We start from the raw sequence: 25,201 nt of genomic DNA, 5'->3' as shown, positions 1-25,201 counted from the left end.
GGCGGGAACGCTTCCGCCGGCCCCCTCGTTGTGTTCGAGCCGACCACGTCGCTGTCCCGAGGAGGATCGTGTCCGAGACCACACCCAGCACCTCCACCGCCACCACCCTTCCAACGCTTCCGGAACCGCGCGCACAAGCCGAGCGGTTGATCGAGGCGGGGGTGCACCGGATCGCCGGACTGTCCGCCGACGAGGTCCGTACCTTCGCGAGGGAGGCGCAGAACCCACCCGGCGAAGGCGGTGCCCTCCTCGCCGTTCACCCGGAGCGGGCCCCCGCCTCGGCCCTCGCGCCGCTGCTCCGCCGCGACGAAGTGCCGGACAAGCCGGGGTTCGTCGTCACCGACATGCCTGACGTGGATCTCTTCGCCCCGCTCGACACGGTCGCCCTGCCCGACACTCCGCTCTACCTCGTCACCGGACTCGACCGCGGTGACGCGATGGCGAACTGGAGCCCCGACGAGGCGCTGCCCGCCCTCACCGCGCAGGGACGCACCCCGCTGCTGCTCACGGAGGGCATCCACTGGGTCGTGCAGCAGCCCGCCGCCCTGGAGCGGAACCGCTGTTTCATGACCATCGGCTCCCGGCTGCGCAAGGCCGGTGGCGCGCTGGACGCCCGCACCCCGGCGCTCTGGATCAGCAACGGCACCGGACGGGACGGCCGCGAGCGCCGCAACGCGCCCAAGGTCGGCTGGTGCTGGGCCGGCAACCGGCACACCTGGCTGGGCTTCGCCTCAGCGGCCGACCGCCGGCCCCCGGTCTCGTAAGGCCCCGGCCTCATAGGGCCCCGGCCTCGTAAGGCCCCGGCCTCGTAAGGCCCCGGCCTCGTAGGGCCCCGGCTTCGTAGGGACGGCGCCCGCCCGGCGGCCACGTGGCCGCCGGGCGGGTGTCACCTGCGCCAGAACACGTGGTGCGTCACCCCGCTGGGGCTGGGCACGACGTCCAGGTGGAAGCGGTCGAGCAGCTCGTCGGGCGACTCCCACAGCCGCACCCCGGCCCCCAGCTTCACCGGGTGGACCGCCACGTGCAGGCTGTCGACGAGGCCGGCGTCGAGGAACTCCCTGACGACGGTCGGTCCGCCGCCGAGCCGCACGTCCTTGCCCCGCGCCGCCTCCCGCGCCTGCGCCAGGACCGAGGCCGGGTCGCCGCCGACGAAGTGGAAGGTGGTGTCGTACAGGGTGAACGACGGGCGCTTGTGGTGGGTCATGACGAACACCGGGGTGTGGAACGGAGGCTCGTCCCCCCACCAGCCCTGCCACGCGTGGTCGGGCCAGGGGCCGCGCTGGGGTCCGAACTTGTTGCGCCCCATGATCTCGGCGCCGATGTTGCGGCCGTAGTCCCGCGTGAAGTAGTCGTCCAGGCCCCGGCTTCCCGCGGCGTCCGCACGGTTCGGCCAGCTCGCCGTGGCGCCGGCCCAGGCGAACAGCTCCTCGGGCTCGGCGTGCCCGAACGGCCTCTCCCGGCTCTGGTGCTCACCGGTGCCGAAACCGTCACTCGAGACGGTGAAGTTCTGGACCCTCAGCAGTTGGCGCACGTCACTCTCCTTGGTGGTCGGTGACGGTTGGACCACCGGGGACGGCGAAACTCATCGCCGGGACGGAACCGGCCCTGCCCGGAGCCGGGGGGCCACGACATGCCGCCGCCCCCGGCTCCGGTGGAGTCCGAGCCGTCAGTTGGTGATGCGGCCGCCCGCCACGTCGATGGTGAGGCCCGTGAGGTAGCCCGCGGCGTCGGACGCGAGGAAGAGGGCGGTCGAGGCGATGTCGCCGGGCTCGCCCATGCGGCGCAGGGGGTGGCGGAGGGCCAGCTTGTGCTGGGTCTCCTTGGGCATGGTCGCGGCGGTCTTCTCGGTGCGCACAGCCGTGGGGGCGAGGCAGTTGACGCGGATGCCCTGGGGGCCCAGCTCCGTGGCGAGCTGGCGGGTCAGCATGGTGAGGCCCGCGTGGGCGACGCCGTAGGCGAGGTTGGCCTGTCCTGGCTGGCGGCCGGCGGACGACGACAGGGTCAGGATGCTGCCGCTGAACCGCTCGACCATGCCGGGCAGGAAGGCGTGGACGGTCAGGAACGCGGACGTCAGCTCCGCGTCGAGGACCTGGTGCCAGCGTTCCTCGGTCAGGTCGGGGGTGGGCGTGGGGGAGCCCTGGCCTCCCGCGAAGGCGGCGAGGACGTCGACGGGGCCGAGTTCGGCAGCCACCCGGTCGGCGACGCGGCGCAGGGCGCCCGCGTCCGTCACGTCCGCCACGGCACCGATCGCGGTGCCGCCCCGTTTGCCGATCTCCTCGGCCACCGCGAACAGCGCCGGACGGTCCCGGCCCACCAGGCAGACGGCGACGCCCTGCGCGGCCAGGGCCCGGCCCGTCTCGGCTCCGATCCCGCGCGAACCACCGGTCACCACGGCGACCTTGCCCGCCAGGTCGGGGTAGACGGGCACGCCGGAGGGGTGCGGCCGGCCCTCCGCCGGGGGCTCCGCCCCGGCACCGCGTCCGCTGTCGGTCGGCGGCATCAGCGTTCCCCCTCGCGTGCGGTGAGGCCCGGCCCGGTGAGGCCCAGCTCGGTGCGGCGGCGGTGGCCGTGGAGCGCGGCCCCGACGGCGCCGCCCACAAGCACGGTGCTCGCGGCGCCCCAGCCGACGAAGAAGCTCGCCAGGCTGCTGGGCGACGAACGGCGCGGGCCCGCCTCGCCCCGCGGGTCGGCGTAGACGCGGAAGGTGTCGCCGACCTCGGCGCCGTCGCAACCGATGCTCAAAGCGGTGTCCGCCGGGACCACCCGCGGCGACAGCGAGCGCAGCTCGCACGTCGGGCCGCCCTTGGCGTGGTGCTTTTCCGCCGTCACCTCGACGTCCACCCAGGCGCCCCGCTCCAGGAGGACGGAGGTGGAGTAGCCGACTCCGACGACGGGGAGGAGGGCGATCCCTGCGAAGAGGACGAGCAGCAGATAGGGGCGCCGCGGCCCGTAGTGGGTCAACTCCAGCAGCAGGGCGAACAGGTAGAGGCCGGTGAGCGAGAGCAGCACCCAGAACAGAGGTCTGCCGCCGCCCACGTACCGGGGCACCAGCATCGTCGCGCCCGCCAGCGCGCAGCCGAACAGCGCGGCGGACGTCCCCAGGGCCAGGGCGGCCGAGCGGGACAGCCGCTGGATGCGGGCGTCCAGACGGGGGCTGAGGCGGTGCGGCGCCGCGGGCTGCCCGCCGAGCCGCGCGTAGAGCGCGGCCCTGGGCGAGGGAGGAGTTGTGGTGCGGCCCGCACCGTCCGGCGTGCCCGCTCCGTACGCGCCGGTGCCCGTTCCGTACGTGCCCGCGCCCGCTCCGTACGTGCCCGCGCCCGCTTCGTACGTTCCCGTGACGACGCCCGGGCGCGCCCGGTACCTGCGGCTCCTGGCGATGCCCGCGCATCCGGCCGCCGTCAGGATCACGGCCCACGCCAGCATGGTGCCGTACACCGTGGGGTCGGGCTCCTCGTACGGGTCGGAGGAGAGGGCCTGGCCGAGTCCCGCGGCGAGGAAGACGAACGCGAAGGTGAGCGCCAGGACGGACATGGCCAGCCAGCCGGAGCGGCGCCCCCGCAACCCGCCTTCCGCCCTGCCCGCGCCGCTCGGCACGCCGTACAGCTCGATCAGCCTGCGCCGGTCACGGCTCCGGGCCCGCAGCGGAACCAGCAGGGCGAGCGTCGTCGGCACGAGTGCGGCGCCGACGGCGAGGGACAGGTTCGCCGCGAGCCCTTCGGGGCGGCTCGCGTGCGTGTAGTCGTAGAGGCCGGAGGCGAGGAAGCCGCAGCCCGCGCAGAGCGCGACGATCAGCGCCACCCGCGCCCACAACTCGCGCGGCGCCAGCTCGGAGCGGAGCAGCGCCTCGCCGCTGGACGTTCCGGCCACTGCGCCGCTCGCGGCCCCGCCGCGCCCGGCGCCGTCACCGCGCCCGGGATCCCCACCGCGCGCCGCGCCGCCGCCTTCTGGCTCCGGCCCCCGCCGCTGGGCGGCAGTACTCGCCATCGCTCTCGCCCCCGTGCTTCGCGTGTTCTCGCCCCTCGTGTGCGCAGCACTCTAGGCGGTGCCACCGACAGTGCCGGGTGCCGGGGCGCGTCGGGCATAAGGGCTCGCCCCGTGTGTCAAGTCACCGCGCTGAGCCGCGGACGGCTCGTTTCCGTGGGCCGCGTGCGGTACGGGGGACGGCCGCTGCTGCCTAGCCTGGACCCGATGCGGCGTCAGGGAAGGTTCACGAGCGGGAGAAACAGACCGGGCGGACCAGGCGGGCCGGGCGGACCGGGCAGGCGGCGGTGGCGCCTCGGGCTGGGGCTGGTGGCGGTCCTCATCCTGCTCGGTGTGGGGCTGTCCGTGCCAGGCGACGAGGCGCCACCTGACTGCTCGGGCGCGCGCGTCACCGGCTGGCGTCCAGACGGGCGGATGACGGCCGAGCTGGCGCGGTACGGGAACGACAACGTGCGGCACGACGACTGGACCGGCGGTGACGGTACCCGCTCGGTGCGGTTGCCCGACGGGCGCACGCTGTGGCTGTTCGCCGACACCTTCCTCGACCAGGTGTTTGACGCGGGCGGGCACCACAGCCGCAGGCCCGACCCGGTGTGGGTGCGCAACGCGGCGCTGGTCATGTCCGAGGACGGGCGCTTCGAGCGGACGCTTCTGGGGGGCACCGAGAGCCGTCCGGCCGCCCTGTTCGGCGGTACCGCCACCGCCGACGGGCGCGAGGTGTGGCGCTGGCCGGTGCAGGCGGTGGTGGAGCGGCGGCGGCCCGGAGCGCGGGAGAAGGTCGTCAGGGTCCTGTTGTGGCAGCGCGAGGCGGGCAGCGCGCCGTGGATCTTCGGTGTGCCCCGGGCGACCGAGGTGGCGACGTTCTCCCTGCCGGAACTGCGGCTGGAGGGCATCACCACGCTCTACCGGCCGCGCCACACCGACCCCGAACGCCGGGTGCTGTACGGCACCTCGGCGCTGACCCGCGGCCGGTGGACCTACGTCTTCGGCGCCGACGAGGGCAGCGTCGAGGGCAAGGCGTCCCGCGCGCACGTGGCCCGTGTGCCGCGCGGCGAGCTGGACGATCCGAAGGCCTGGCGGTACTGGAGCGGTTCCCCCGGAATGGATCCGTCCGGGGGCGGCTGGCGGTCGGATCCGGCCGGGTCCGAGCCGATACTGGTGGGCGGGACGGCTCAGCGCGGCGCCACGGGGACGTACACGGTGGTGCGGCACGGTGCGGGGTGGCTGCTGCTGACCATGGACGCCGGGGCCCCTGACGGGGGCGGCATCACGGACGTCGTCTCGTACTGGGCCTGCTCGCCGACCGGACCCTGGCGCGGCCCGCACCGGGTGGCGCAGCCCCCGCTGCCCGAGGGGGCGGACCGCGTGGGCGCGGTGCCGTACAACCCGCAGGCGCATCCGGAGTTCTCCCGCGCAGGGGAGGGCGGCGGTGGCAGCAGTGGCAACGGCCTGCTGCTGAGCTACGACGTGAACGTGCTGGGCACCGACACGGGCGCCATCCAGCGGAACGTGGCGCTGTACCGGCCGCGCTTCCTCCGGCTCGACATCGGGCCGGCGGAAACCCCGTAGGGGTCAGGAGCCGTGGTCGTCGCGCTCGCGCTGCCTTCGGGCGGCCTCCGTGGGGCGGCGCACCGGATCGACCTCCTGGTCGATGTCGGGGATCTGGTCCAGGTCCTCGTCGCGGGTCTCCTCCTCCCACAGCGCCCGGTACTTCGCGTCCCGCAGCTTCAGCAGGACGCACGCGACCAGCGCCGAGGCGAGGGAGCCGATGAGGACGGCGGCCTTGGTGTGTTCGGTGACGGCCGCGTCGGTGAAGGCCAGTTCGGAGACCAGCAGCGAGACGGTGAAGCCGATACCGGCCAGCATCGCGACCCCGGCGACGTCCGCCCACGCCAGGTCGGAGCTGAGCCGGGCGCGGGTGAAGCGGGCCGTCAGGTAGGTACCGGCGAACACGCCGACGAACTTGCCCGCGAACAGGCCGAGCATCACCCCGAGCGCCTCCGGTTGCCGGAAGGTTTCTCCCAGCGCGGATCCTGAGACGGCGACACCGGCGGAGAACAGGGCGAAGACGGGCACGGCGAACCCCGCGGACAGCGGGCGGACCCGGTGCTCGACGCGTTCGGCGGGGGAGGTGCTGCCGGGGTCCGCGGGATCGTCGGGGGCGACGCGCAGCAGCAGCCCCATCGCGACGCCGGCGATGGTGGCGTGTACGCCGCTGTTGTAGGCCAGCCCCCAGATGAGGACGCCGAGCGGCACGTACACGTACCAGCCGCGGACGCGGAGGTTGACGTGGAGAACACGGAAGAGCACCAGCCCCGCGACGGCACCCGCGAACGCCGCCCAGTTGAGGGTGGAGGTGTAGAAGACGGCGATGACCAGGATCGCGCCCAGGTCGTCGACGATGGCCAACGTCAGCAGGAAGGCGCGGATGCCGGAGGGCAGGTTGGTGCCGATGACGGCCAGGACGCCGAGGGCGAAGGCGATGTCGGTGGCCATCGGCACGGCCCAGCCGTCGAGGCTGCCGCCGCGTGCCCCGTTGACGGCGACGTAGAAGAGCGCGGGTACGGCCATGCCGCACACCGCGGCGGCCATGGGCAGCGCGGCGGCGGCCGGGCGGCGCAGTTCACCGACGGTCAGCTCGCGCTTGAGTTCGATGCCGGCGACGAAGAAGAAGATCGTGAGGATGCCGTCCGAGGCCCAGTGCTCGACGGACAGGTCCAGGCCGAGCGCGGGGATGCCGAAGTGGAACGCCCTTACGGTCTCGTACAGGTGGCCGAGCGGGGTGTTCGCCCAGACGAGCGCCACCACGGCGGCGGCCAGCAGCACCGTGCCGCCGACCGTCTCGGTGCGCAGCGCGTCGGTGAGCAGCCTCCGCTCCTTGGCGGAGGGCCGCGCGAAGAGCGCGGCCCGGGCGCCGGGCCGCGCGGAGTCGGAGTCACCGGGCTGTGGGGTGTCGGGGGCGTCACCGGGCTGCGCGGAGTCGGAGGTGCCGCCCGACCGTGCGGTGCCGGACGTGTCGGGCTCCGCGGCGTCGGGGGAGTTCTCGGGCTGTCGCGGTGCGCGGCCGTCGTCCGCGGGGGACGGGGGCGGGGTCATGGTGGCTCCGGAGGGTCGGTACGGGCGGGACGCGGGGATACGTCCCCGCATCGCCGACCAGACTTCCCGGCACACCTATGACAATTTCTGGCGCGATCCTGACGCCGCGCTGCCACCGTACTCGTGCGGACCCGTCCGTGCATACCAGGCCAGGAGCCTGGCGCCGGCAAACGGAGCACTTTCCTCCGGAACCGGGCGCGACCCGGTGCGAACTGCCCGCACGGTAGCGGCGCGTGGCGGCGCATGGCCCACGGAACCGCCTTGAGGGGGTGGGGGGCTGTTGATACTGTGCCTTGGATTTACATGGCGTGAGCGTCGGCCGGAACGTGGGGGAACGACCGGCTCGGCGGTGGGGGGCAGGTTCTCGTTGTGACACGTTCGACGTGCGGCGCACAAGCCCACGCACAAGCCACGGGGGTGGTGAGGTGAAGACCCAGGAGCGCGGCGCCGCCGGAGGTGGACGTACGGCCGCCCTCCCCGCTCCGGGCGGGGACCGGCTGCCCTCGGCACCCCGCGAACGCAAGCCGGCGCTCGCCGCGCTGGCCGTTCTCCTCGTCCTGCTCGGCGCGCTCGGTGCGACCGTCCTGGTGATGCGGGCCGGAGACCGGGTCGAGGCCGTTGCCCTGACCAAGCGGGTGCCCCGGGGCCAGCCCGTCCCCCAGTCGGCGATCAAGTCGGTGATGGTCGCCGAGGACAGCGACATCGAGTACGTGCGCTGGGATCAGCGCGGCCTGCTCACCAAGTACCGCACCGCGACCGACCTGGTCGGCGGCACCGTGCTGGTCGGCAGCATGCTCACCAAGGACAAGGGCCTCGAACCCGGCAAGGCGGTGGTCGGGCTCTCCCTCAAGAGCGGCCAGTACCCGCCACGGCTGGAGGAGGGCGACACCGTCTCCGCCTACCGGGTGGGCCGCAGCGCCTCCTCGGGCGGGGACGGCGGCTCGGACGACGAGTCACAGGGCGGCAGCGGCGGCCGCGGCAACAGCGGCAGCGCGGCGCTGGCCGAGGGCGTGCGGGTGCAGTCGATCAGCAAGGACGGCGGCGACTCGGTCGCCTCCAGTGGAAACCTGCCCGTCTCGGTCGTCGTGGACAAGAGCGACGTGGCGCAGCTGACCGCCGCCGCCTCCAACGGGGAGGTCTCCCTCGTGCTCGACTCCGGCAGCGGCGGCTGACGGGCCGGCAGGAGCCCGCCGTGATCCGCCCACCGGCTCCCGCCAGGACCGCACCCGCCGGTCCCGGGCCGCTGCGCCCGCCGTGCCACCCGTGGAACCGCCCCGCGCAGCGCTGTCGTCGTCCGCTACGGCACCACGGTGCCCGTACGGACACCGTGGTGCCGGCCACCAGGCCGCACAGACGTTTCGACGAAGAACCGGCAGGGCTGACAGGGCTGACAGAGCCGATAGATCCGATAGAGCCGATAGATCTGAACGAGTCGACAGAGTCGAGGAAAGGCGTAGCCGGATGGCGCTGATCGCACTCGCCGCCGACAAGGGGGCACCGGGGGTCACCACGGCCGCCGTCGCCCTCGCGGCGGTGTGGCCGCGCCGCGCCCTGCTGGCCGAGGCGGACACCGCCGGCGGCGACCTCGTCTACCGCAGCCCCGGCACGGACGGCCGGCCGCTCGACCCCAACACCGGCATGCTCTCGCTCGCCGCCGCCGCGCGCCGCGGCCTCGCCCCCGAACAGCTGTGGGACCACGCGCAGCGGCTCTCCGGGGGACTCGACGTGCTCGTGGGGCTCGGCACCGCCGAGCAGTCGGCCGGGCTGGCGGGCCAATGGGACACCGTAGGGCGCGCCTTCGCGACCCTCGCCGACACCCCGCACCCGCAACTGGCGGCCGACGTCATCGCCGACTGCGGGCGCATCGGACCCGAGGCGGCCTCGGTGGGGCTCTTCCCGCACGCCGCGCTGGTGCTGCTCGTCGCGCGGGGCGAGCCGGAGCAGATCGCGCGCGTACGGGATCGGGCGCTGGCTCTGGCCGCGCGGCTGCACGGGCCGCAGCGCGGCATGGCGCAGCTCGCGCAGCCGCTGATCGGGGTGCTGCTGGTCACCGAGGCGCAGGGTGCCTCGAAGGTCGCAGGCCAGGTCAACGACATGCTGGTCGCCTCCCGTGCCGGTGCCCGGGTCGTCGGCGTCCTCGCCCACGACCCGGCGGGCGCGGAGCAGCTGGCAGGGCGGCGCCGGGGCCGCGTGGACCGCTCCCTCCTCGTCCGCTCGGTCCGCAAGGTCGCCACCGACCTCCACCAGCAGTACGCCGCCTCCTGGACGACGGGCTCTCCCGCGCGCCGGCCGGCGCCCGGCATGCCACCGGGCGCCGGGGCCCCTTCGGCGGTCCCGGGCCCCGCGCCGGGCGCGGACACCGGCGCGACACCCGTGCCCCGCCCGCAGCCCCAAGGCCCGTACGGCGGACAGCCGGCGTGGCCGGAACCCACCCCGAACGCCCCCGGCCCCCCGCAGGCCGCACAGCCACCGCGGGCTGCCCAGCCCCCACACGCCACCCAGCCCCCACACACTCCACAACCTCCACACTCCGGGCACACCCCGCAGTCCGGGCACGCTCCAGAGGCCGGTCCGTCCGGCCAGGCCGGTCCGTCCGGCCAGGCCGGTCCGCCCGGTCACGCCGGTCCGCCCGGCCAGGGCGGCCCGCCCGGTCAGGGCGAGACCACGCAGCAGTTCCGGGCGATTGGCGGGCGGCCCAGGCCGCCCGCCCCCGCACCGACCGAGCCCGTACCCCTGCCGGGTGGCAGGCCGCCGCGGGACGGGGAGGCGGGGTCGTGAGTGTCCAGAGCGTCGTCGACCACCAGTTGGTGAAGCGGTTCCGGCAGGAGGCCGGGGACCGGATCGCCGAGCAGCGGCGGATCGACCAGGCGTCCGGTGTGGCCGCGATGACCACGGAGGACGAGCGGCAGTTCGCGCGCGCCGTGATCGCGCAGATCCTGGAGGAGTACGCGCGGGCGGAGATCAACGCAGGCCGCACCCCGCCGGACGCGCAGTCCGAGGAGGCGTACGCGGCGGCGGTGCACGCCGCGCTGTTCGGCGTCGGCAGGCTCCAGCCGCTGCTGGACGACCCCGAGGTCGAGAACATCGACGTCAACGGCTACGACCAGGTGTTCGTCGGCTACGCGGACGGCCGCGAGGTGCACGGCGAGCCGGTCGCCGAGTCGGACGAGGAGCTGGTCGAGCTGATCCAGGTGCTCGGCGCCTACTCGGGGCTGTCCTCGCGCCCGTTCGACACCGCCAATCCGCAGCTGGACCTGCGGCTGCCGGACGGCTCCCGGCTCTCGGCCGTGATGGACGTGACGCGGCGTCCCGCGCTGTCGATCCGGCGGGCGCGGATGGGCAAGGTGTTCATCTCGGACCTGGTCGGCAACGCCACGCTCACCCCGGAGCTGGGCAGCTTCCTGACCGCGGCGGTGCGGGCCAGGAAGAACATCATGATCGCGGGCGCCACCAACGCGGGGAAGACGACCCTGCTGCGCGCCCTCGCCAACGAGATACCCCGGCACGAGAGGCTGATCACCGTCGAGCGGGCGCTGGAGCTGGGCCTCGACCAGTTCCCCGAACTCCACCCGAACGTGGTGGCGTTCGAGGAGCGGCTGCCCAACTCGGAGGGCCAGGGCGCCATCACCATGGCCGAACTGGTGCGCCGCTCCCTGCGCATGAACCCCTCGCGGGTGATCGTCGGTGAGGTGCTCGGCGACGAGATCGTCACCATGCTCAACGCGATGACCCAGGGCAACGACGGCTCGCTCTCCACGATCCACGCCAACAGCTCCAGCGAGGTCTTCAACCGCGTCTCCACCTACGCGCTCCAGGCCCGCGAGCGGCTGCCCATCGAGGCCACCCAGATGCTGATCGCGGGCGCCATCAACTTCGTCGTCTTCGTCGAGCGGCGCAACGCCTACACCACCGGGGGCCGGCTGACGCGTGCGGTCACCTCGGTCCGCGAGGTCAACGGTGTGGACGGGCGGGTGCTCTCCAGCGAGGTGTTCGCCGAGGCGCCGGACGGACGGCTGCTGGCGCACGCGCCGGTCTCCTGCGCGCAGGAGCTGGCCGTCTTCGGATACCGGCCGACCGGGAACTGGGGGTGAGTGGCATGCCGTACGCGTACACGGCCTTCTCCGTCACCGCGGGCGGTCTCTTCTCGGTGGCCACCCTGTACGCGCTCGCCTGCGGCGTCGCGGTCGGCGGCGGCATCGCGCTGCTGATCGTCGCGCTGCGCGGCCTGCCGGCCAAGCCGGCGAGCGAGCGCGGGGAGGCGGGCAAGCGCGCCACCGAGCTGGCGCGGTTCATGAGCAAGCGCGGCTCGATCGCCGTGTGCGCGGGCCTGGTGGTGCTGCTGCTGACGCGCTGGCCCGTCGCGGCGGTGGCCACCGGCATCCTGGTCTTCCTGTGGGACCGCCTCTTCGGCGGTGCCCGCGAGGAGCGGGCCGCGATGAAGCGGGTGGAGGCGCTGGCGGCGTGGACGGAGTCGCTGCGCGACACCATCGCGGGCGCCGTCGGCCTGGAGCAGGCCATTCCGGCGTCGGCCCGTGCCGCGGCGCCCTCGCTGCGGCCGCACCTGGACGCCCTCATCGACCGGCTGCGGGCCCGCACTCCGCTGCCGGCCGCGCTCCAGCACCTGGCGGACGAGCTGGACGACCCGTCGGCGGACATCGTCGTCGCGGCGCTGATCCTCAACTCGCGGCTGCGCGGGCCCGGCCTGCGCGAGGTGCTGGGGGCGCTGGCGAAGTCGGCGCGTGAGGAGGTCGACATGCGGCAGCGGGTGATGGCGCAGCGCGCCTCGACGCGGCGCAGCGTGCAGATCGTCGTCGGCGTCAGTGTGGCGTTCGTGCTGGGCCTGGCCGTCTTCAACCGGGACTTCGTCGAGCCGTACGGCAGCCCGCTGGGCCAGACCGTCCTCGCCTGCGTGTGCGCCATGTTCGCCTGCGGCTTCTGGTGGCTGCGCAAGCTGTCCAGGATCGAGACGCCACAGCGGTTCCTGGTGCGGTCAGGCGAGGCGGCGCAGACGCCGCGCGCCGCGCAGCCGGGCGCAGCACAGGGCACACAGGGCGCACAGGGCGCCCAGGGCCTGCCGGGGACGCTGGGCGCGCCGGGCGCTCCGGACGGCAAGGAGGTGCTGGAGCGGTGAACCCGCTGACTCTCACCGCGCTCACCGGGGCCCTCGTCGGCCTCGGTCTGTTCCTGCTCGTCCGCGCGCTGGCGCCCGGCAAGAAGGGCGCCGTCGCCTCGGTCGCGGAGATCGACGCGCTGCGCGCCCGCGCCGCGACCCACCAGCCGGGGAGCACGGCGGCGCAGGACGCCAAGGGTTTCGCCGCCGTCCGCGTCCGGCTCGGTGCCCGCATCGGTGAGCTGTACCTGCGCCAGGGCTGGGAGTTGCGCAGCCTGCGCTCCGACCTGGACGTGCTGGAGCGCGGCTGGGAGAACTTCCTGGCCACGAAGGTGCTGTTGGGCGCGGCCGGACTGTTCTTCGGGCCGTTCCTCTTCTCCGTCGCCTGGCTGATCGGCTTCGGCCAGAGCCCGCTGATCCCGGTGTGGCTGGCACTGTTCTTCGCCGCGCTGTTCTTCATGCTGCCCGACCTGGAGGTGCGGCGCGACGCCGCGGCCAAGCGTCGGGACCTGCGGCGCGTGGTCGGTGCCTATCTCGACCTGGTGGCGATGAACCTGGCGGGCGGGCGCGGGCTGCCCGAGGCGCTGAAAGCGGCCAGCGAGGTCAGCGAAGGATGGGCGCTGCGCCGCATCCGCGACACTCTCGCCGACGCGCGGATCACCGGGCAGAGCCAGTGGGCGGCCCTCGGCGACCTCGGCGTACGGCTCGGCGTGGACGAACTGAAAGACCTGTCCGCGTCGCTGGCGCTGGTGGCGGACGACGGCGCGAAGGTACGCGCCTCGCTCTCCTCGCGCGCCGAGACCATGCGGCACAGGGAGCTGGCCGAGATCGAGGGCAGCGCCGGGGAGAAGTCCCAGTCGATGCTCGTGGCCCAGCTGATGCTCTGCGCCGGTTTCCTCGTCTTCCTCATCTACCCCGCGGCCATGCGCGTCTTCCAGATCTGACGCCCGGACGTGACATCCCGCAGCTGTGCCTCAGAAAGGACTGGGACGATGCCGAACACCTCGCGCAACCCCTTGCGCTCCGTCAGTCATCCCGCTCTCGACTTCCTCGTCACCTTCCTGCGCGGCCGCGTCCAGCGGGCCCGCTCGGGCGAGCTGGACCGCGGCGCTTCGGCCGTCGAGTGGGTGATCATCTCGGCGGTCGTGGTGGCGATCGTCGGCGTGGTCGCCGCCATCATCAACATGGCGCTCAAGAACGGTGCCGACAAGGTGAGCGACTGCATCGACGGTGCCGACCAGAACGGCACCTGCGAGTAGGGGGCAGGCAAGGTGTCAGGGGAGCGAGGGCTCGCCGCGTTCGTACGCCGCAGAAGGGTGGAGGCCACCCTCCGCGGCGAGAGCGGCATGAGCGCGATCGAGTTCGTGATCCTCACCCCCGTGCTGTTCTTCCTGATCTTCGCGACGGTGCAGTTCGCGCTGTACTTCTTCGCCGACCACGTGGCGCAGGCCGCCGCGCAGGCGGGAGCGCGCAAGGCCCGCCAGGAGGCCGACGCCGACCCGGGCGGCTGGCGGGCCAAGGCGCGGGAGACCTCCGGCTCCTACATCGAGCAGCTGGGGCCCGAGCTGATCCTCGACCCCGACGTGACGATGCTCCATCCCGAGCAGAACACCGTGGGTGTCGAGATCCGCGCCCGGGTGCCGTCCGTCTTCCCCGGCCTCGACCTGGACGTGTACGCGCTCTCCCAGGGGCCGGTGGAGCGGTTCGTACCGGACGGGGGCGCGTGAGCGTGACCAGGGTGGCGCGGGCACGAAGAGCAGCGGACCTGCCGGTCGGCGGGCGGAGCCGGTGGGGGGACGCGGGCCTGTCCACCATCGAGGTCGTCATCCTCGCGCCGGTGATGATCCTGTTCATCCTCGTCCTGGTCGCCTTCGGGCAACTGGTGGACGGGCGCGGCGCCGTGGACAGCGCGGCGCGCGACGCGGCGCGCGCCGGGTCGCTCCAGCACGGCAGTCACGCCGCGGCGATGACCGCCGCGCAGCAGGCGGCGACCGCCACGCTGAAAGGCACCTGCGCCGGAGGGGTGACCGTCAGGGACGCGGGCAGCGACTACCGCTCGGGCGGCCTGTTCACCGTCGAGGTCAGCTGCCGGGTGCGCGGTCTGGGGATGCTCGGCCTGGACATCGCCAAGGACATCTCGGGGCGCTCCAGTTCCCCCATCGACCCCTATCGGAGGACCGGATGAGCCGGGTCCTGGTCCGGGTCCGCGGCGCGGTGGCGTCGGCGCGGCGTGTCCGCGCGGCCTGCGACGACCGGGGCTCGGGCGCCGCGGCGGTCATCATGTTCGCGCTGCTGTTCATGGTGCTGGCCGCGTTCGTCGTGGACGGCGGCCTGTCCATCTCCCAGCGTGAACGCGCCGCCGACATCGCCGAACAGGCCGCCAGGTACGCGGCACAGGACATCGACGAGGAGGCGCTGCGCGCCAGCGAGGGCCGCAACGCCCCCATCAACTACGAGAACTGCGCCGCGCGCGTGGCCGAGTTCGCCGGCCGCTCAGGGCTCTCCTCCGCGGACGTGGCCGCCTCGGGCTGCGTGTCCGCCAGCGCGCAGCAGGTGGAGGTCCGCATCCGGCTCACCTACCGGCCCGTCCTGACCGGCCTGTTCTACAGCGCACCGCTGACCGTCCACGGCACGGCGACGGCGGAGTCCGTGACCGGCTGACCGCGCCGGCCCCCAGGGCCGGCCGCACCGCACCCGACCCCCCGTCTCCTTCCCGCATCCGCCCCGATCCCGACCGCACTTCTCACCCCAGGAGCACACGAGATGGCGCGCCGCAGTTCGACACCGGCACCGGACCCGCGCGGGTCCGGATCCCGCTCGCGCTCGCGCACGCCCGTGCCCGTGCGCACCCGCCGCACGGCCGGGGACGTGCTCAAGGCCTTCCTCGCGTTCGTCGCGCTCGCCGCGCTCGTCGTCGGCGTACCGCTGGCGCTCGCCTCCTTCCTCGGCTGGCCGCTGCCGCGCCGGATGCCGACCTTCGACATGCTGCGGGACGAGGTGAGCGTCGGTGTCTTCATCAACGTCCTCACCGTGGTGGTGTGGCTGGCGTGGGCGCAGTTCACCGCCTGTGTCCTGGTCGAGGCGAAGGCCGCGCTCTCGGGTGTCGGACTGCCCGCACGGGTGCCGGGCGCGGGCCCGAGCCAGCTGCTGGCCCGCCAACTGATTGCGGCGCTGCTGCTGCTGGGCTCCAGCACCGGCAGTTTCGCCCCCGGCCTCGCACAGCTCGGCGACACCATGCAGCCGCACCAACCGCAGCAGACCGTGGCCTCCGCCCAGCTGACGCCCGGCACACAGCAGGCGTCCCCGGGCGCGGCGCACGCGGACAGCGCCGGGCTCTCCACCCTGGGCGGACGCGGTTCCGGCACGGACGTCGTCCTGGCAGGCGCCGGTACGCAGTCGGGGGCGGCCCGGCCCGCCTCGACCCGGGAGCCGGCCCACGATGCCGGCAGCGCGAGCACGAAGTTCTACCGCATCCAGCCGCCCGAGGGGCGCCACCACGACTCCCTGTGGGAGATCGCCCAGCGCCACCTGGGCGACGGCCGCCGCTACAAGGAGATCTACCGCCTCAACAAGGACCGCCTCCAGCCGGACGGCTCCCGGCTCTCCGAGGCCAGCCTCATCCGGCCTGGCTGGATCATGGAGATGCCCGCAGACGCACACGGCGGCGAACTCGTCGAGATGCCGGACGACACGCAGGACCTGGGCGAGCGCGAACGCGCCCAGTACGAGCACTACCAGGCGGGTGGTGGCGACCGGGACAGGAACGGTGACGGCGGCCGGGGCGGCGGCAACAGCCACCAGGACGGCGGCGGCTCGCAGGACGGGGACGCCCAAGACGGGGACGCGCAGGACGGCGGCTCGCCGGACCGGAACGCTGAGCGCGACGGCGGCGGCCACGACGGCAGCCGGCGGGACGGGGGCGACGAGCGGGACGGGCACGTCGAGCGGGACGGGCAGGATCAGCCCTCCGACAGCACCGACCAGCCGGACCGGCCCACCACGCCCGACGACGCGGGCCCCGACGCGGACGCAGACGCCGATGCAGGCGCCGATGCCGATGCCGATGCCAACCCCGGCCGCGACGCGGACGGCACCGGCACGGGACCCGGCGTCGACGACGACGCGGGCACGGACGACGGCGCCGACCACCCCGACCAGCAGCCCAGCGTGCCCGACAGCAGCACCGACCGGCCGCCCATGCAGCCGGCCCCGGACGCCCAGGACGGCGGCGGCCACGCGGACGACGGCACCTCCGGGCAGGACGACGGCGCCGTCGGATCGGACGACGGCGGTGCCGGCCGTGGCGGCGGCCCGGACGAGACCGTGGACGTCGCACCGGACGAACACGACCCCGACCGCCAGGAGCAGTCCGTCCCCGAGGGGCCCGCCGACCGGCAGCCGACACACCCTGACCACCTTCGCGGCGGCACGGACGACGACGGCGGCCCGGGGTCCGGCGTCGATCAGCCGGACGACGTCCGGACGGGCACGCCCGAGAGCCCGCGCGACGACGCGCGCGGCCAGAACCCCTCGGCTGACGACTCGGACGGCCGCGGCGGCCAAGACGGCCACGGCGGCCACGGCGGCCACGGCGGTAACGGCGGTAACGGTGACGACACTCCCACGGACCTCGACCGCGCGGACGGCGCCGATGCCGACCGCGCCCACTCCGACTCCTCCTCCCCGCGGGACGAGCACGCCGACGGCACCGCGCTCGGCCCCGTCGGTCTGCCCGAAGCGCTGCTCGGCGCACCCCTGCTGGCGGCCGGCATCCTCGCCGCGCTGGGCCGCAGGCGCCGCACGGCACTGTGGCGTACCGTCACGGGCGGCACCCGGCGCGCGCCCGCTGACGACTTCGCGCCCCCGTCCGATCCGGCGGCCCGGGCGCGCGACGCGCTGCTCGTCGGCGCCGATCCCGGCGCCGTCCGCTTCCTCGACCTGGCACTGCGCGGGCTGGCGGAGGACCTGCGCGCGGCGGGCCGCCCGCTGCCCGTCGTCTACGCCGCCTGGCTGACCGAGCAGGAACTGCACCTCCAACTCGCCGCCTCGGCGGGCGAACCCCCCGCGCCCTGGCGGTACGGGCAGAGCGAAGCCTTCTGGACGATCCAGCGCGCCCACACCCGCTTCGACGTCGACACCGCGCAGGCCCCGCCCTACCCGGGGCTGGTCAGTCTCGGGCTGCGCGGCCAGGCACGGCTCCTGCTCAACGTGGAGTCCGTGCCGGGACTGGTCTCGGTCGCGGGCGATCCGGCGCTGCGCGAGGCCGTGCTGGCCTCCGTCGCCGCCGAACTCGCCACCGGCACCTGGTCGCGGAACCTCCACCTCACCCTCGTCGGCTTCGGCGAGGAGCTGACCGCGCTGGCCCCCGAGCGGATGCGCCACCTGCCCGACGTCCCCGCGCTGCTCGCCGCACAAGGGGAGCCCTCCGCACAGCCCGCGGTCTCCGTGCCGCGCGACGAGACGGGCGGGCGGCAGCGGGTGGTGCTCGTCGGGGCCGAACCGACCGGTGAGGAGGCACGCCGCCTCGCCGCACTCGCCACCGCAGGGGACTCGGGCGCGGGCGCACCCGCCGACGGTTTCGTCGTCGGCGTCTCCACCGGCCGACTGCCCATGCCCAGCGTCGTGTGGGAGTTCGAGATCGACGACGACGGCACCCTCGCCGCCCCCCGCATGGGACTCGACGTACGCGCCCAGCAGCTCCCCCGAGACCTGCGCGCCGCGGTCCTCGCACTCTTCGCCGACACCGAGGACGCGCAGACCCGGGGCAGCGAGGGCCCCGGCTTCCGCGTCGACCTCAGCGAGAGCGGACGCCCCGCCGTCTACGCACGTCTGATGGGCGGCTACGAGGTCACCGGTGTCGGGACACCCGAGGAGAACCGCGGCCCGCTCCTCCACGAAGCGCTCGCGCTGCTGCTGCTCAACCGCGACGGAGTGCACCCCCGCGTCCTGGCCTCGGCGCTGTGGCCCAGGGGCGTCACCGACGACGTCCGCGACGCCCTCGTCGAGCGGCTGCGCCACTGGCTCGGCCACGAGAGCGACGGCGCGCCCCGGCTCACCACGTCGCACGACGGACGCCTGGTCCTGCGGCGCTCCGTCGTCTCCGACTGGGACGTGCTGCGCACCCTCCACCACGGCTGCACCGGCGAACGCGGCGCCAAGCTGTCCGCCGTCGTGCGCCGGGCGCAGCTGACCGACGCGCTCGACCTCGCCCGCGGCCCGCTGCTCGCCGACCGGCCGGCGGGGCGGTACGGCTGGCTGACCCACCACGTCGCCGAGGCGCAGCACCCCGTGCTCGTCGCCGAGATCGGGCTGGCCCTGGCCACCGAACACCTGCGGGCCGGTGCGCCCGACGCCGCCGTGCGCGCCGTGCGCTCGGCGCTGCACACCGCCCCGGCGGACGAGCGGCTGGGGGAGCAGCTGGTGCGGGCCGCGCACGCCACGGGGGAGCGCGCCGCGCTGGACGAGGCCGTGCGGTGGGTGGTCGAGAGGGCGGACCCGGTGCGGGGCGTGCCGCCGCGTACGGCGGCGCTCCTCGACGAGCTGGCCCCGGGCTGGAGCCCGGCCCCGACCACCCTTCCGTAACCGGCCGCCGTCCCCGGCCCCCGGGTCGCCGCCCGCCCCCGCCCCGCAGCCGGCTCGTCGCCCCAACGCGAGGGAGCCGGCAGCGGGGTTGGTACGTCTCAGCCCGGATACGCACGGAGCGGCAGGCGCGCGGGAGGACAGCGGGGATGAAGCGGGGAGGGGCCGCGGCAGCGGCACTGGTGGCGGCGACGGTGTTCGCGGGCTGTACGCCGGACACCGAGAACCTGGCGGAGGCGTCCCGGGACAAAGGCGCCGCAGCGCCGCCCGGCGCGCCCGCTCCGCCCGGCTACCAGCAGGGCGGAGGGGGCACGGACCGACCCAGCGCCAGGCCCACCGGCCCGGCCGATTTCCGCTCCACGGTCGCCCTCGACGTCGACACGGCGTCCTACGGCTACGCCGCACGCACGCTGCGGGACGGCGCCCGCCCCGCTCCGCGGACGGTGCGCACCGAGGAGTTCGTCAACAGCTTCCCGCAGGGGTACGAGCGGCCCGCGGGCGACGGCTTCTCGGTCTCGGCGGACGGGGCGCGCACCGGGGAGGAGGGGTGGTCGCTGCTGCGCGTGGGGCTGGCGACGAAGAAGAGCGACCCGGACGCGCCGCGGCGCCCTGCCGCGCTCACCTTCGTCCTGGACGTGTCGGGTTCGATGGGCGGCCCGGGACGGCTCGACCTGGTCAAGGAGGCGCTGGAGGCGGCGGCCGGCGAGTTGCGCGCGAGCGACTCCGTCTCGCTGGTCACCTTCAGCGGACGGGCCGAGACGGTGCTGCCCATGACCCGGCTGGGCGACGGCGGCCGTGCCCGGTTCCAGGACGCCGTCGCCTCCCTGGAGGCCGGATCGAGCACCGACCTGGGCGCGGGGCTGCGCGAGGGCTACCGGCAGGCGGCCGAGCACCGGCGCGCGAAGGCCACCAACCGCGTCGTCCTGATGTCGGACGCGCTGGCCAACAGGGGGAAGACCGACGCGGACGCGATCCTCGCGAGCGTGGAGCGGTACCGCGAGGAGCAGGGCATCTCGCTGTTCGGCGTGGGCGTGGGCAGCCAGTACGGTGACGCGCTGATGGAACGCCTCACCAACAAGGGCGACGGGCACACCGTGTACGTCTCCACCCGGCGCCAGGCGCGCGACGTCTTCGTCAACCAGCTGCCGCGCAACGTCGAACTGCGGGCCCGGGAGGCGAAGGCGCAGGTCGTCTTCGACCGCGGGGCGGTCGAGGAGTTCCGGCTGCTCGGTTACGAGGACCGCGTGGTCGCGGACGAGGACTTCCGCGACGACACGGTCGACGGGGGCGAGATCGGCCCGGGTCACACGGTCACGGCGCTGTACGCGGTCAAGGTGAGGGAGGGCGCCGAGGGGCGGGCCGCCACGGCGACGGTGCGCTGGCTCGGCCCCGACGACCGCGAGTCGCACGAGACCTCGCGTGCGGTGAACACCGACGCGCTGACGGGCGGCCTCGTGTGGACGACGGGCAGCGCGGCGCGGTCGACGGGGGACGGCGGGAAGGTGTCCCCCTACCTGCGGCAAGCGGCCGTCGCGGCCGCCTTCGCGGGCGCGTTGCGCAGGGAGGGGAGGGGCCCGGCCGACGCCGCGCGGGAGTTCGGGGCGAAGCGCTCGCTCGCCGAGTTGCACACCGAGGCGGTCCGCCTGGAGAAGACGTCGGACCTGCGGTCGGCCGCCGGGCTGGCGGCGAACATCAGCAGGGCGCGGAAGGCCGGCTAGCGGACGGGGCGCGGCCCCGGGCGGCGGGGCGAGAAGAGGGAAGAGGCGGAAAAGGGGAGGAGGGGGGAGAGGCGGAAAAGGGCCGTGGCCCGTGCCCTCGGGGGAAGAGGCACGGGCCACGGCGGTCTCCACGGGGAAGCCCGGGTCTCAGCCGACCTGGAGCTTCTGGCCGGGGAAGATGAGGTCGGCGTCGTCGCCGACGGTGGACTTGTTGTCCTCGTACACCTTGTGCCAGGTGGTGTCGTGCGCCTCGGCGATCTCGCTGAGGGTGTCACCGGACTTGACGGTGTAGTTGCCGTGCCCCTTCTTGGGGGCCTGCTGCGGCTGCGCGGGCTTCGGCTCGGCCTGCTGCTGCGGGCGCTGCTGCTCCTGCTGCGGTGCCTGCTTCTGCTGCGGCTGCGCCTGCTGCTGGGAGCCGCTGTCGCTGCTGCCGCCGCCGGGGTTCACGTCGGCCGCGGGGCCACCGGAGGTGAGGCCGCCGGCGCCGGCGCAGGCCCAGGCGCCCGGGCCCTGCATGTCGAGCAGCTTCTCGGCGACGGCGATCTGCTGCTCCTTGGTGGCCTGGTCGGCGCGCGGCGCGTACTTCGTGCCGCCGGCCGCGGCCCAGCTGGAGTTGTTGAACTGGAGGCCACCGTAGTAGCCGTTGCCGGTGTTGGCCTGCCAGTTGCCGGAGGACTCGCACTGGGCGACCTTCTCCCAGGTGTCCACGGAGGCGGCGTTCGCACCCGTGGCCGACACCAGAGGAAGGGCGACGGCTGCGCCGGCGACGCCGGTCACGGTGGCGATGCGCACGGCCTTGGTGGGTCGACGGTGACGGCCCTTGCCGGAGAACAGCATGGTCTTTCGTTCCTTACGGTCGCGGCTGTTCGCCCAGGAGTTCGGACGAACGTGTCGAGCGGGAGCGACAGTAGGCACAGCTGTCCGGATGCTCCAATTAGTGACCGCAAAGATCCTTCCTGGCGCTTGACACGCAATGACGGCATCTGTGCTGGTGATGCGCCTACACGGAGATCGGTAAAACCGGGTGTGACGTAACCGTTGGAGACAAGCGTCACAGGAATGGGGCATTTGTGCGGTGTTGGGCGCGGGATCACCAGCCGGGGGGTTTGGCCGTGCCCATGGCGCGGTCGACGGCGATCTCGATGACGACCCGCTCGGGGTTCGGACGCGGCGGCTTGTAGCGGCGGGTGTAGCGGGCTTCGGCGTCGGCCACCGACGCGGCGTCCTCGCGCACCACGGCCGTCCCTTCGAGGGTGCACCAGCGCCGTCCCTCCGCCTGGCTGACCGCCGCCCGCACGCCCGAACCCGCGGCCAGCACGTTGCGCACCTTCTTGCTGGAGCGGCTGCTGATGACCCGTGCGAGGCGCGTCGCCGGGTCGTAGGTCACCCCGACCGGCACCAGGTGCGGGGTGCCGTCAGGGCGCGGGGTGGTGAGGAAGCAGGTGCGGCGCTCCTCCCAGAAGCCGAGGGAGCCGTCGCCGGGGTCCGGCTGTGCGGGCCCGTTGGGGGTCGGTGTGCTCATGCCGGGCACGCTACCGCCCGCGGCGGGCCGCTCCGCGGGAGAGCCGAGCGGCTCCGTGAGGGGGGCCGGGCCGCTCCCTGAGGGGACCGAGTCGCTGCTCAGGGGGAACGCAGTGGCGTGGTGGGCCAGTCGAGCAGGCGCGCGCCGATCACGGCGGTCTGCAGCATGTAGCGGTGGGAGGGGTCGGTGGGGCTGGCACCGGTCAGTTGTTCGATTCGCGCCAGCCGGTAGGTGAAGGCCCGCACGCTCAGCGAGAGCCGGCGAGCGGCCTCCGCGGCCACGCAGCCGGTGTCGAAATAGGCGGTCAGCGTCTCCAGCAGCGGCTGCGCGCCGCCGCGCGCCGTGGTCAGCGGCCCCAGGGTGGCCAGCACCAGATCGGCCATCGCCTGCCGGTCGCGCGTCAGCACGGGATAGACCAGCAGATCCGCCGCGTAGAGCACCGGCTCAGCCAGCTCCAGCCGCTCCGCGAGATCCAGCACGCTCAGCGCCTCCTCGTACGACTGCACCACGCCGCCGGGCCCCGGCTGCACGCGGCCGATCGCCACCTGGCCGCCGTCGGTGGCCGCATAGCTGTGCTTGGCGAAGTGGGTGAGCACGTCGGGCTGGTCGCCGGGCGCGACGCACAGGAGCCTGCCGTCCTTCGTGGTCAGCAGGGTGTTGCGGCTCTGGAAGCGGGCGATGAGCGCCCGCTCGACCTGCCGCGCCACCGGATCGCCCTCGTCGTAGGCGACGGGACCGTGGGCGACGGCCACCGCGTGGCTGTGCGAGAGCCGCAGCCCGAAGCGTTCGGCGCGCTCGGCGAGCCTGCCCAGGTCGCTGCGGCCGTGCAGCAGGTCGTCGATGAACTCACGGCGCGCGGCCTCCTCCTGGCGGACGGCCTGCCGCTGGGCGCGCTCGTACCCCTCGGCCACCGCGTCGACGGCCTGGTGCATCCCGGCCAGCAGGCTGTCGGGGTCACCGCGCAGAGAGGGCCACGCGGCGCGGGTCGCCTTCAGGTGCGCGCCGACGAGGTCGCGCAGTCCGTATCCCGCGTCGGCCGCCCGCTCGCCCAGCGCGCGCCGGGCCTCCAACTCGTCGCGGGTCAGCCGCCGTCCGCTCGCGCACACCTCCGACAGGATCTGCGCGTATCCGGCCAGGTACTCCTGCGGTATCTCCGCCGCATCGCTCATCCGCTGCCCCGTACTCCGTCGTCCTCGAGGTTTCCGCCGGACCGCGGGCCTCTTAACGGTTTCTTGACGCCGTCCGGCACGCAGACACTAGAGAACTCTGCCGGGTTCCGGCAATGCGGGGAGGGCTGCGGGTCCGCCAGTATGCGTGGTGAGGGGGAACGGGGAAGCGTCCCGGTGCCTCACACCGGCAGGGGGCGGTGTCGAGCACGGACCGGGGGACGGTGCCGGACACCGACCGGGTGCGGTACCGGGGCGACGGGGGACACGGGGGAAGCGGGGGCGGAGGAGGGAGGGGGAGCGCGGGGGAATCGGGGGAAAAGGGGGAAAGTGGGGGGAACGGGGGAAGCGGGGGCGAGGAGAGGGTGGCGGGGGTGGTCGGGCGGGAGCCGCGCGAGCGGCGCCGGTCTTCCCCGCCACCCTCTCCTCCGCGCCTCGGCGAGATGCTCCGGTGACAACTACTTGCCAACATGGAAAGTAGATGGCTACCGTGCAAGACGTAAGGGATCGTCAGCACGGGGAGGCATGTCATGGAGGCAGCGGAAGCGCGGGCCGCACTGGCGCGGCGGGACGCGGTGCAGGGTGTCGGGCGACGGGCCCACGCCGAGTGGTACGGGTGGTATCTGCTCGGCTTCCTCGTCTTCACGCTGCTGCTGCTCGGGGCCGCGGCGGCGGCACGGACGCAACCCGCGGTCGGTGTCACGCTCAACGCGGTGGGCGCGGTGCTCGGGATCGCCGCGATGGGGTACGCGGGCACGCGGCCCGTCGTCACCCGCGATTTCCGCCGCTTCCACGCCGTCTTCAGCCTCGGCTGGACGGTGCTGTACGTGGCGGCCGTCGTCGTCGGGTCCGTGTGGAGCGGGGGCGCCCCGGCCGCCTGGTGGTGGGCGTCGTTCGTGGTGCTCGGCGCCTGGAGCGGTGGTGCGGCGCTGCTGGCGCGACGGGCGCGTGGACGCCGATGAGTGCCACGCGCCACCCGAGACACCGGCTGGACCCGTTGCTCCAGTCGCCGGTGCGCTTCTCCGTGATGGCGGCGCTGGCCTCCGCCGAGCGGCTGGAGTTCCGCTTCGTGCGGGACGCGGTGGAGATCAACGACTCGGCCCTCTCCAAGCAGTCCGCGACGCTGGAGGAGGCGGGGCTCGTGGAGGTGGAGAAGGGGTATCTCGGCAAGCGCCCGCGCACCTGGCTGTCCGCCACCCCGAAGGGCAGGGAGGTCTTCCAGGAGCACTGCGCCTGCCTGCGGGAGATCGCCCGCGGTGTCGACGCGGACCGGCTTCCGGTGGACGGTTCCTAGCGGAAACGCGGGGGTGTGCCAGGCGGGGGCGCGGCGCACGCCGGCGGTGCGTACGCAGGCCCGTGTGCACCGAGCCGGGCGCGCTGGGTCATGCCCGGCGCGCGGCGGGGCCGCGAGCCGAAGGCGGGGAGCGATGCTTCGCCCATCGCTCCCCGCCTTCTCCTCTTCTTTTCGGAAGCGAATAGCCTTACCGGCTCGCGTCAATCCGCGCGTATTAAGCGGCCCCTGCTTTTCGCATCGGTTCGGGCCGCTGTCCCGCGTGCGCGCGATAGGTGTGCCGGGACTTCGGCTGTGTCCGGCACAGCAAGTCCATCCGGCACAGAATGTCGTGCGCGACCGGAACCATCCGCCTACCCGTTTCCGTCAGGCTCATGCCTCCCGGTGTCCGGCGGAACAGCGGCTGCTGGGTGTGGACTTCGAGCTGTCTTATCTGATCGCTGATGCTGGCCGCCGAGTAGCCCAATTCGGTGGCGGTCCTGGTGACGCTGCCTGTGCGTGCGCAGGTCACAAATGCGCGAAGCATCCGATCGTTCACTGAGTCTCCCCGTGTAGCAAATTACGCAAACTCGGTGTTTTACGGACACAAGGGCGTTGCGAGCGGTGCAGCCCGGGCGTGGGAGGTCATCCCGCGGTATCCGTATGTCGGATGCCACTATTCCGCCCAAGCCGCCTGCGACACAAGGAGCCTGACGGCCAGTGGGCTGGACGGGTACCTCGGTTGCACGCTCAACTGCC

The 25,201-nt window shown here is 74.0% G+C and carries 23 protein-coding genes; 15 read left to right on the top strand and 8 right to left on the bottom strand.

The features are described from left to right. The first annotated feature begins 68 nt into the window (after positions 1-68). Positions 69-764, top strand: a complete 696-nt coding sequence (locus MMF93_RS11795; protein WP_242751276.1) for a DUF5701 family protein — start codon at positions 69-71, stop codon at positions 762-764. Positions 765-886: 122 nt separating this feature from the next. On the opposite strand, the gene MMF93_RS11790 is transcribed toward MMF93_RS11795, so the two are convergent. The 3 genes from MMF93_RS11790 to MMF93_RS11780 all read right to left on the bottom strand — a co-directional run bounded on the left by MMF93_RS11790 (position 887) and on the right by MMF93_RS11780 (position 3,867). Then, complete coding sequence (locus MMF93_RS11790; protein ID WP_242751275.1) at positions 887-1,531, bottom strand: dihydrofolate reductase family protein; 645 nt, start codon at positions 1,529-1,531, stop codon at positions 887-889. A gap of 135 nt (positions 1,532-1,666) precedes the next feature. Further along, positions 1,667-2,500 carry an SDR family NAD(P)-dependent oxidoreductase gene (locus MMF93_RS11785; RefSeq protein WP_242751274.1) on the bottom strand — a complete coding sequence of 278 codons (834 nt, stop codon included), beginning with the start codon at positions 2,498-2,500 and terminating at the stop codon, positions 1,667-1,669. Beyond that, entirely contained in the window at positions 2,500-3,867 is a 1,368-nt protein-coding gene (locus MMF93_RS11780) for a hypothetical protein (RefSeq protein WP_242751273.1), read from the bottom strand. Before MMF93_RS11780 ends, MMF93_RS11785 begins: the two co-directional genes overlap by 1 nt. Before the next feature lie 423 nt (positions 3,868-4,290). On the opposite strand from MMF93_RS11780, the gene MMF93_RS11775 reads away from it, so the two are divergent. Continuing rightward, entirely contained in the window at positions 4,291-5,550 is a 1,260-nt protein-coding gene (locus MMF93_RS11775; protein ID WP_242751272.1) for a hypothetical protein, read from the top strand. Between the two features lie 3 nt (positions 5,551-5,553). On the opposite strand, the gene nhaA is transcribed toward MMF93_RS11775, so the two are convergent. Continuing rightward, positions 5,554-7,077: a Na+/H+ antiporter NhaA gene (nhaA, locus tag MMF93_RS11770; RefSeq protein WP_242751271.1), complete on the bottom strand. Its 1,524-nt coding sequence runs from the start codon at positions 7,075-7,077 to the stop codon at positions 5,554-5,556. Between the two features lie 425 nt (positions 7,078-7,502). On the opposite strand from nhaA, the gene MMF93_RS11765 reads away from it, so the two are divergent. From MMF93_RS11765 to MMF93_RS11715, 11 genes are all read left to right on the top strand, one after another. Continuing rightward, positions 7,503-8,249 (top strand): hypothetical protein, encoded by a 747-nt coding sequence (locus MMF93_RS11765; RefSeq protein ID WP_242751270.1) that lies wholly within the window; start codon positions 7,503-7,505, stop codon positions 8,247-8,249. A 289-nt stretch (positions 8,250-8,538) separates the two neighbouring features. Then, positions 8,539-9,855 (top strand): hypothetical protein, encoded by a 1,317-nt coding sequence (locus MMF93_RS11760; protein ID WP_242751269.1) that lies wholly within the window; start codon positions 8,539-8,541, stop codon positions 9,853-9,855. Beyond that, positions 9,852-11,168 carry a TadA family conjugal transfer-associated ATPase gene (locus MMF93_RS11755; protein ID WP_242751268.1) on the top strand — a complete coding sequence of 439 codons (1,317 nt, stop codon included), beginning with the start codon at positions 9,852-9,854 and terminating at the stop codon, positions 11,166-11,168. The genes MMF93_RS11760 and MMF93_RS11755 overlap by 4 nt, the downstream gene beginning before the upstream one ends. A gap of 5 nt (positions 11,169-11,173) precedes the next feature. After that, positions 11,174-12,208 carry a type II secretion system F family protein gene (locus tag MMF93_RS11750; protein ID WP_242751267.1) on the top strand — a complete coding sequence of 345 codons (1,035 nt, stop codon included), beginning with the start codon at positions 11,174-11,176 and terminating at the stop codon, positions 12,206-12,208. After that, positions 12,205-13,131 (top strand): type II secretion system F family protein, encoded by a 927-nt coding sequence (locus MMF93_RS11745; RefSeq protein WP_114021157.1) that lies wholly within the window; start codon positions 12,205-12,207, stop codon positions 13,129-13,131. The genes MMF93_RS11750 and MMF93_RS11745 overlap by 4 nt, the downstream gene beginning before the upstream one ends. A gap of 48 nt (positions 13,132-13,179) precedes the next feature. Continuing rightward, positions 13,180-13,446: a hypothetical protein gene (locus tag MMF93_RS11740; RefSeq protein WP_114021158.1), complete on the top strand. Its 267-nt coding sequence runs from the start codon at positions 13,180-13,182 to the stop codon at positions 13,444-13,446. Between the two features lie 87 nt (positions 13,447-13,533). Next, positions 13,534-13,914: a TadE family protein gene (locus tag MMF93_RS11735; RefSeq protein ID WP_242757491.1), complete on the top strand. Its 381-nt coding sequence runs from the start codon at positions 13,534-13,536 to the stop codon at positions 13,912-13,914. A 2-nt stretch (positions 13,915-13,916) separates the two neighbouring features. Next, complete coding sequence (locus MMF93_RS11730; RefSeq protein WP_423835594.1) at positions 13,917-14,372, top strand: TadE/TadG family type IV pilus assembly protein; 456 nt, start codon at positions 13,917-13,919, stop codon at positions 14,370-14,372. After that, positions 14,369-14,848, top strand: coding sequence for a pilus assembly protein TadG-related protein (locus tag MMF93_RS11725; RefSeq protein WP_114021160.1), 480 nt, complete (start codon positions 14,369-14,371; stop codon positions 14,846-14,848). The genes MMF93_RS11730 and MMF93_RS11725 overlap by 4 nt, the downstream gene beginning before the upstream one ends. A 102-nt stretch (positions 14,849-14,950) precedes the next feature. After that, positions 14,951-18,769, top strand: coding sequence for a BTAD domain-containing putative transcriptional regulator (locus tag MMF93_RS11720; RefSeq protein ID WP_242751266.1), 3,819 nt, complete (start codon positions 14,951-14,953; stop codon positions 18,767-18,769). Between the two features lie 146 nt (positions 18,770-18,915). Then, positions 18,916-20,484: a vWA domain-containing protein gene (locus MMF93_RS11715; protein ID WP_242751265.1), complete on the top strand. Its 1,569-nt coding sequence runs from the start codon at positions 18,916-18,918 to the stop codon at positions 20,482-20,484. A gap of 147 nt (positions 20,485-20,631) precedes the next feature. Here the strand turns inward: MMF93_RS11715 and MMF93_RS11710 are convergent, their stop codons facing one another. From MMF93_RS11710 to MMF93_RS11700, 3 genes are all read right to left on the bottom strand, one after another. Then, on the bottom strand, positions 20,632-21,321 hold the full coding sequence (locus MMF93_RS11710; protein ID WP_242751264.1) for a LysM peptidoglycan-binding domain-containing protein: 690 nt from the start codon (positions 21,319-21,321) through the stop codon (positions 20,632-20,634). A gap of 253 nt (positions 21,322-21,574) precedes the next feature. Then, complete coding sequence (locus MMF93_RS11705; RefSeq protein WP_242751263.1) at positions 21,575-22,006, bottom strand: pyridoxamine 5'-phosphate oxidase family protein; 432 nt, start codon at positions 22,004-22,006, stop codon at positions 21,575-21,577. Positions 22,007-22,104: 98 nt separating this feature from the next. Then, entirely contained in the window at positions 22,105-23,175 is a 1,071-nt protein-coding gene (locus MMF93_RS11700) for a PucR family transcriptional regulator (RefSeq protein WP_242751262.1), read from the bottom strand. A gap of 527 nt (positions 23,176-23,702) precedes the next feature. Between MMF93_RS11700 and MMF93_RS11695 the strand changes: the two genes are divergently transcribed. Next, a complete protein-coding gene (locus tag MMF93_RS11695) occupies positions 23,703-24,134 on the top strand; it encodes a hypothetical protein (RefSeq protein ID WP_114021166.1) in 432 nt (143 codons plus the stop codon). Further along, a complete protein-coding gene (locus tag MMF93_RS11690) occupies positions 24,131-24,466 on the top strand; it encodes a winged helix-turn-helix domain-containing protein (RefSeq protein ID WP_242751261.1) in 336 nt (111 codons plus the stop codon). The genes MMF93_RS11695 and MMF93_RS11690 overlap by 4 nt, the downstream gene beginning before the upstream one ends. A gap of 214 nt (positions 24,467-24,680) precedes the next feature. Here the strand turns inward: MMF93_RS11690 and MMF93_RS33680 are convergent, their stop codons facing one another. Then, positions 24,681-24,989 (bottom strand): helix-turn-helix domain-containing protein, encoded by a 309-nt coding sequence (locus MMF93_RS33680; RefSeq protein ID WP_359188810.1) that lies wholly within the window; start codon positions 24,987-24,989, stop codon positions 24,681-24,683. Positions 24,990-25,201: the final 212 nt, after the last annotated feature.

Source organism: Streptomyces tubbatahanensis (assembly GCF_022699385.1).
GTDB classification, from domain to species: domain Bacteria; phylum Actinomycetota; class Actinomycetes; order Streptomycetales; family Streptomycetaceae; genus Streptomyces; species Streptomyces diacarni.
This window is presented reverse-complemented; position numbering and strand designations above follow the sequence as displayed.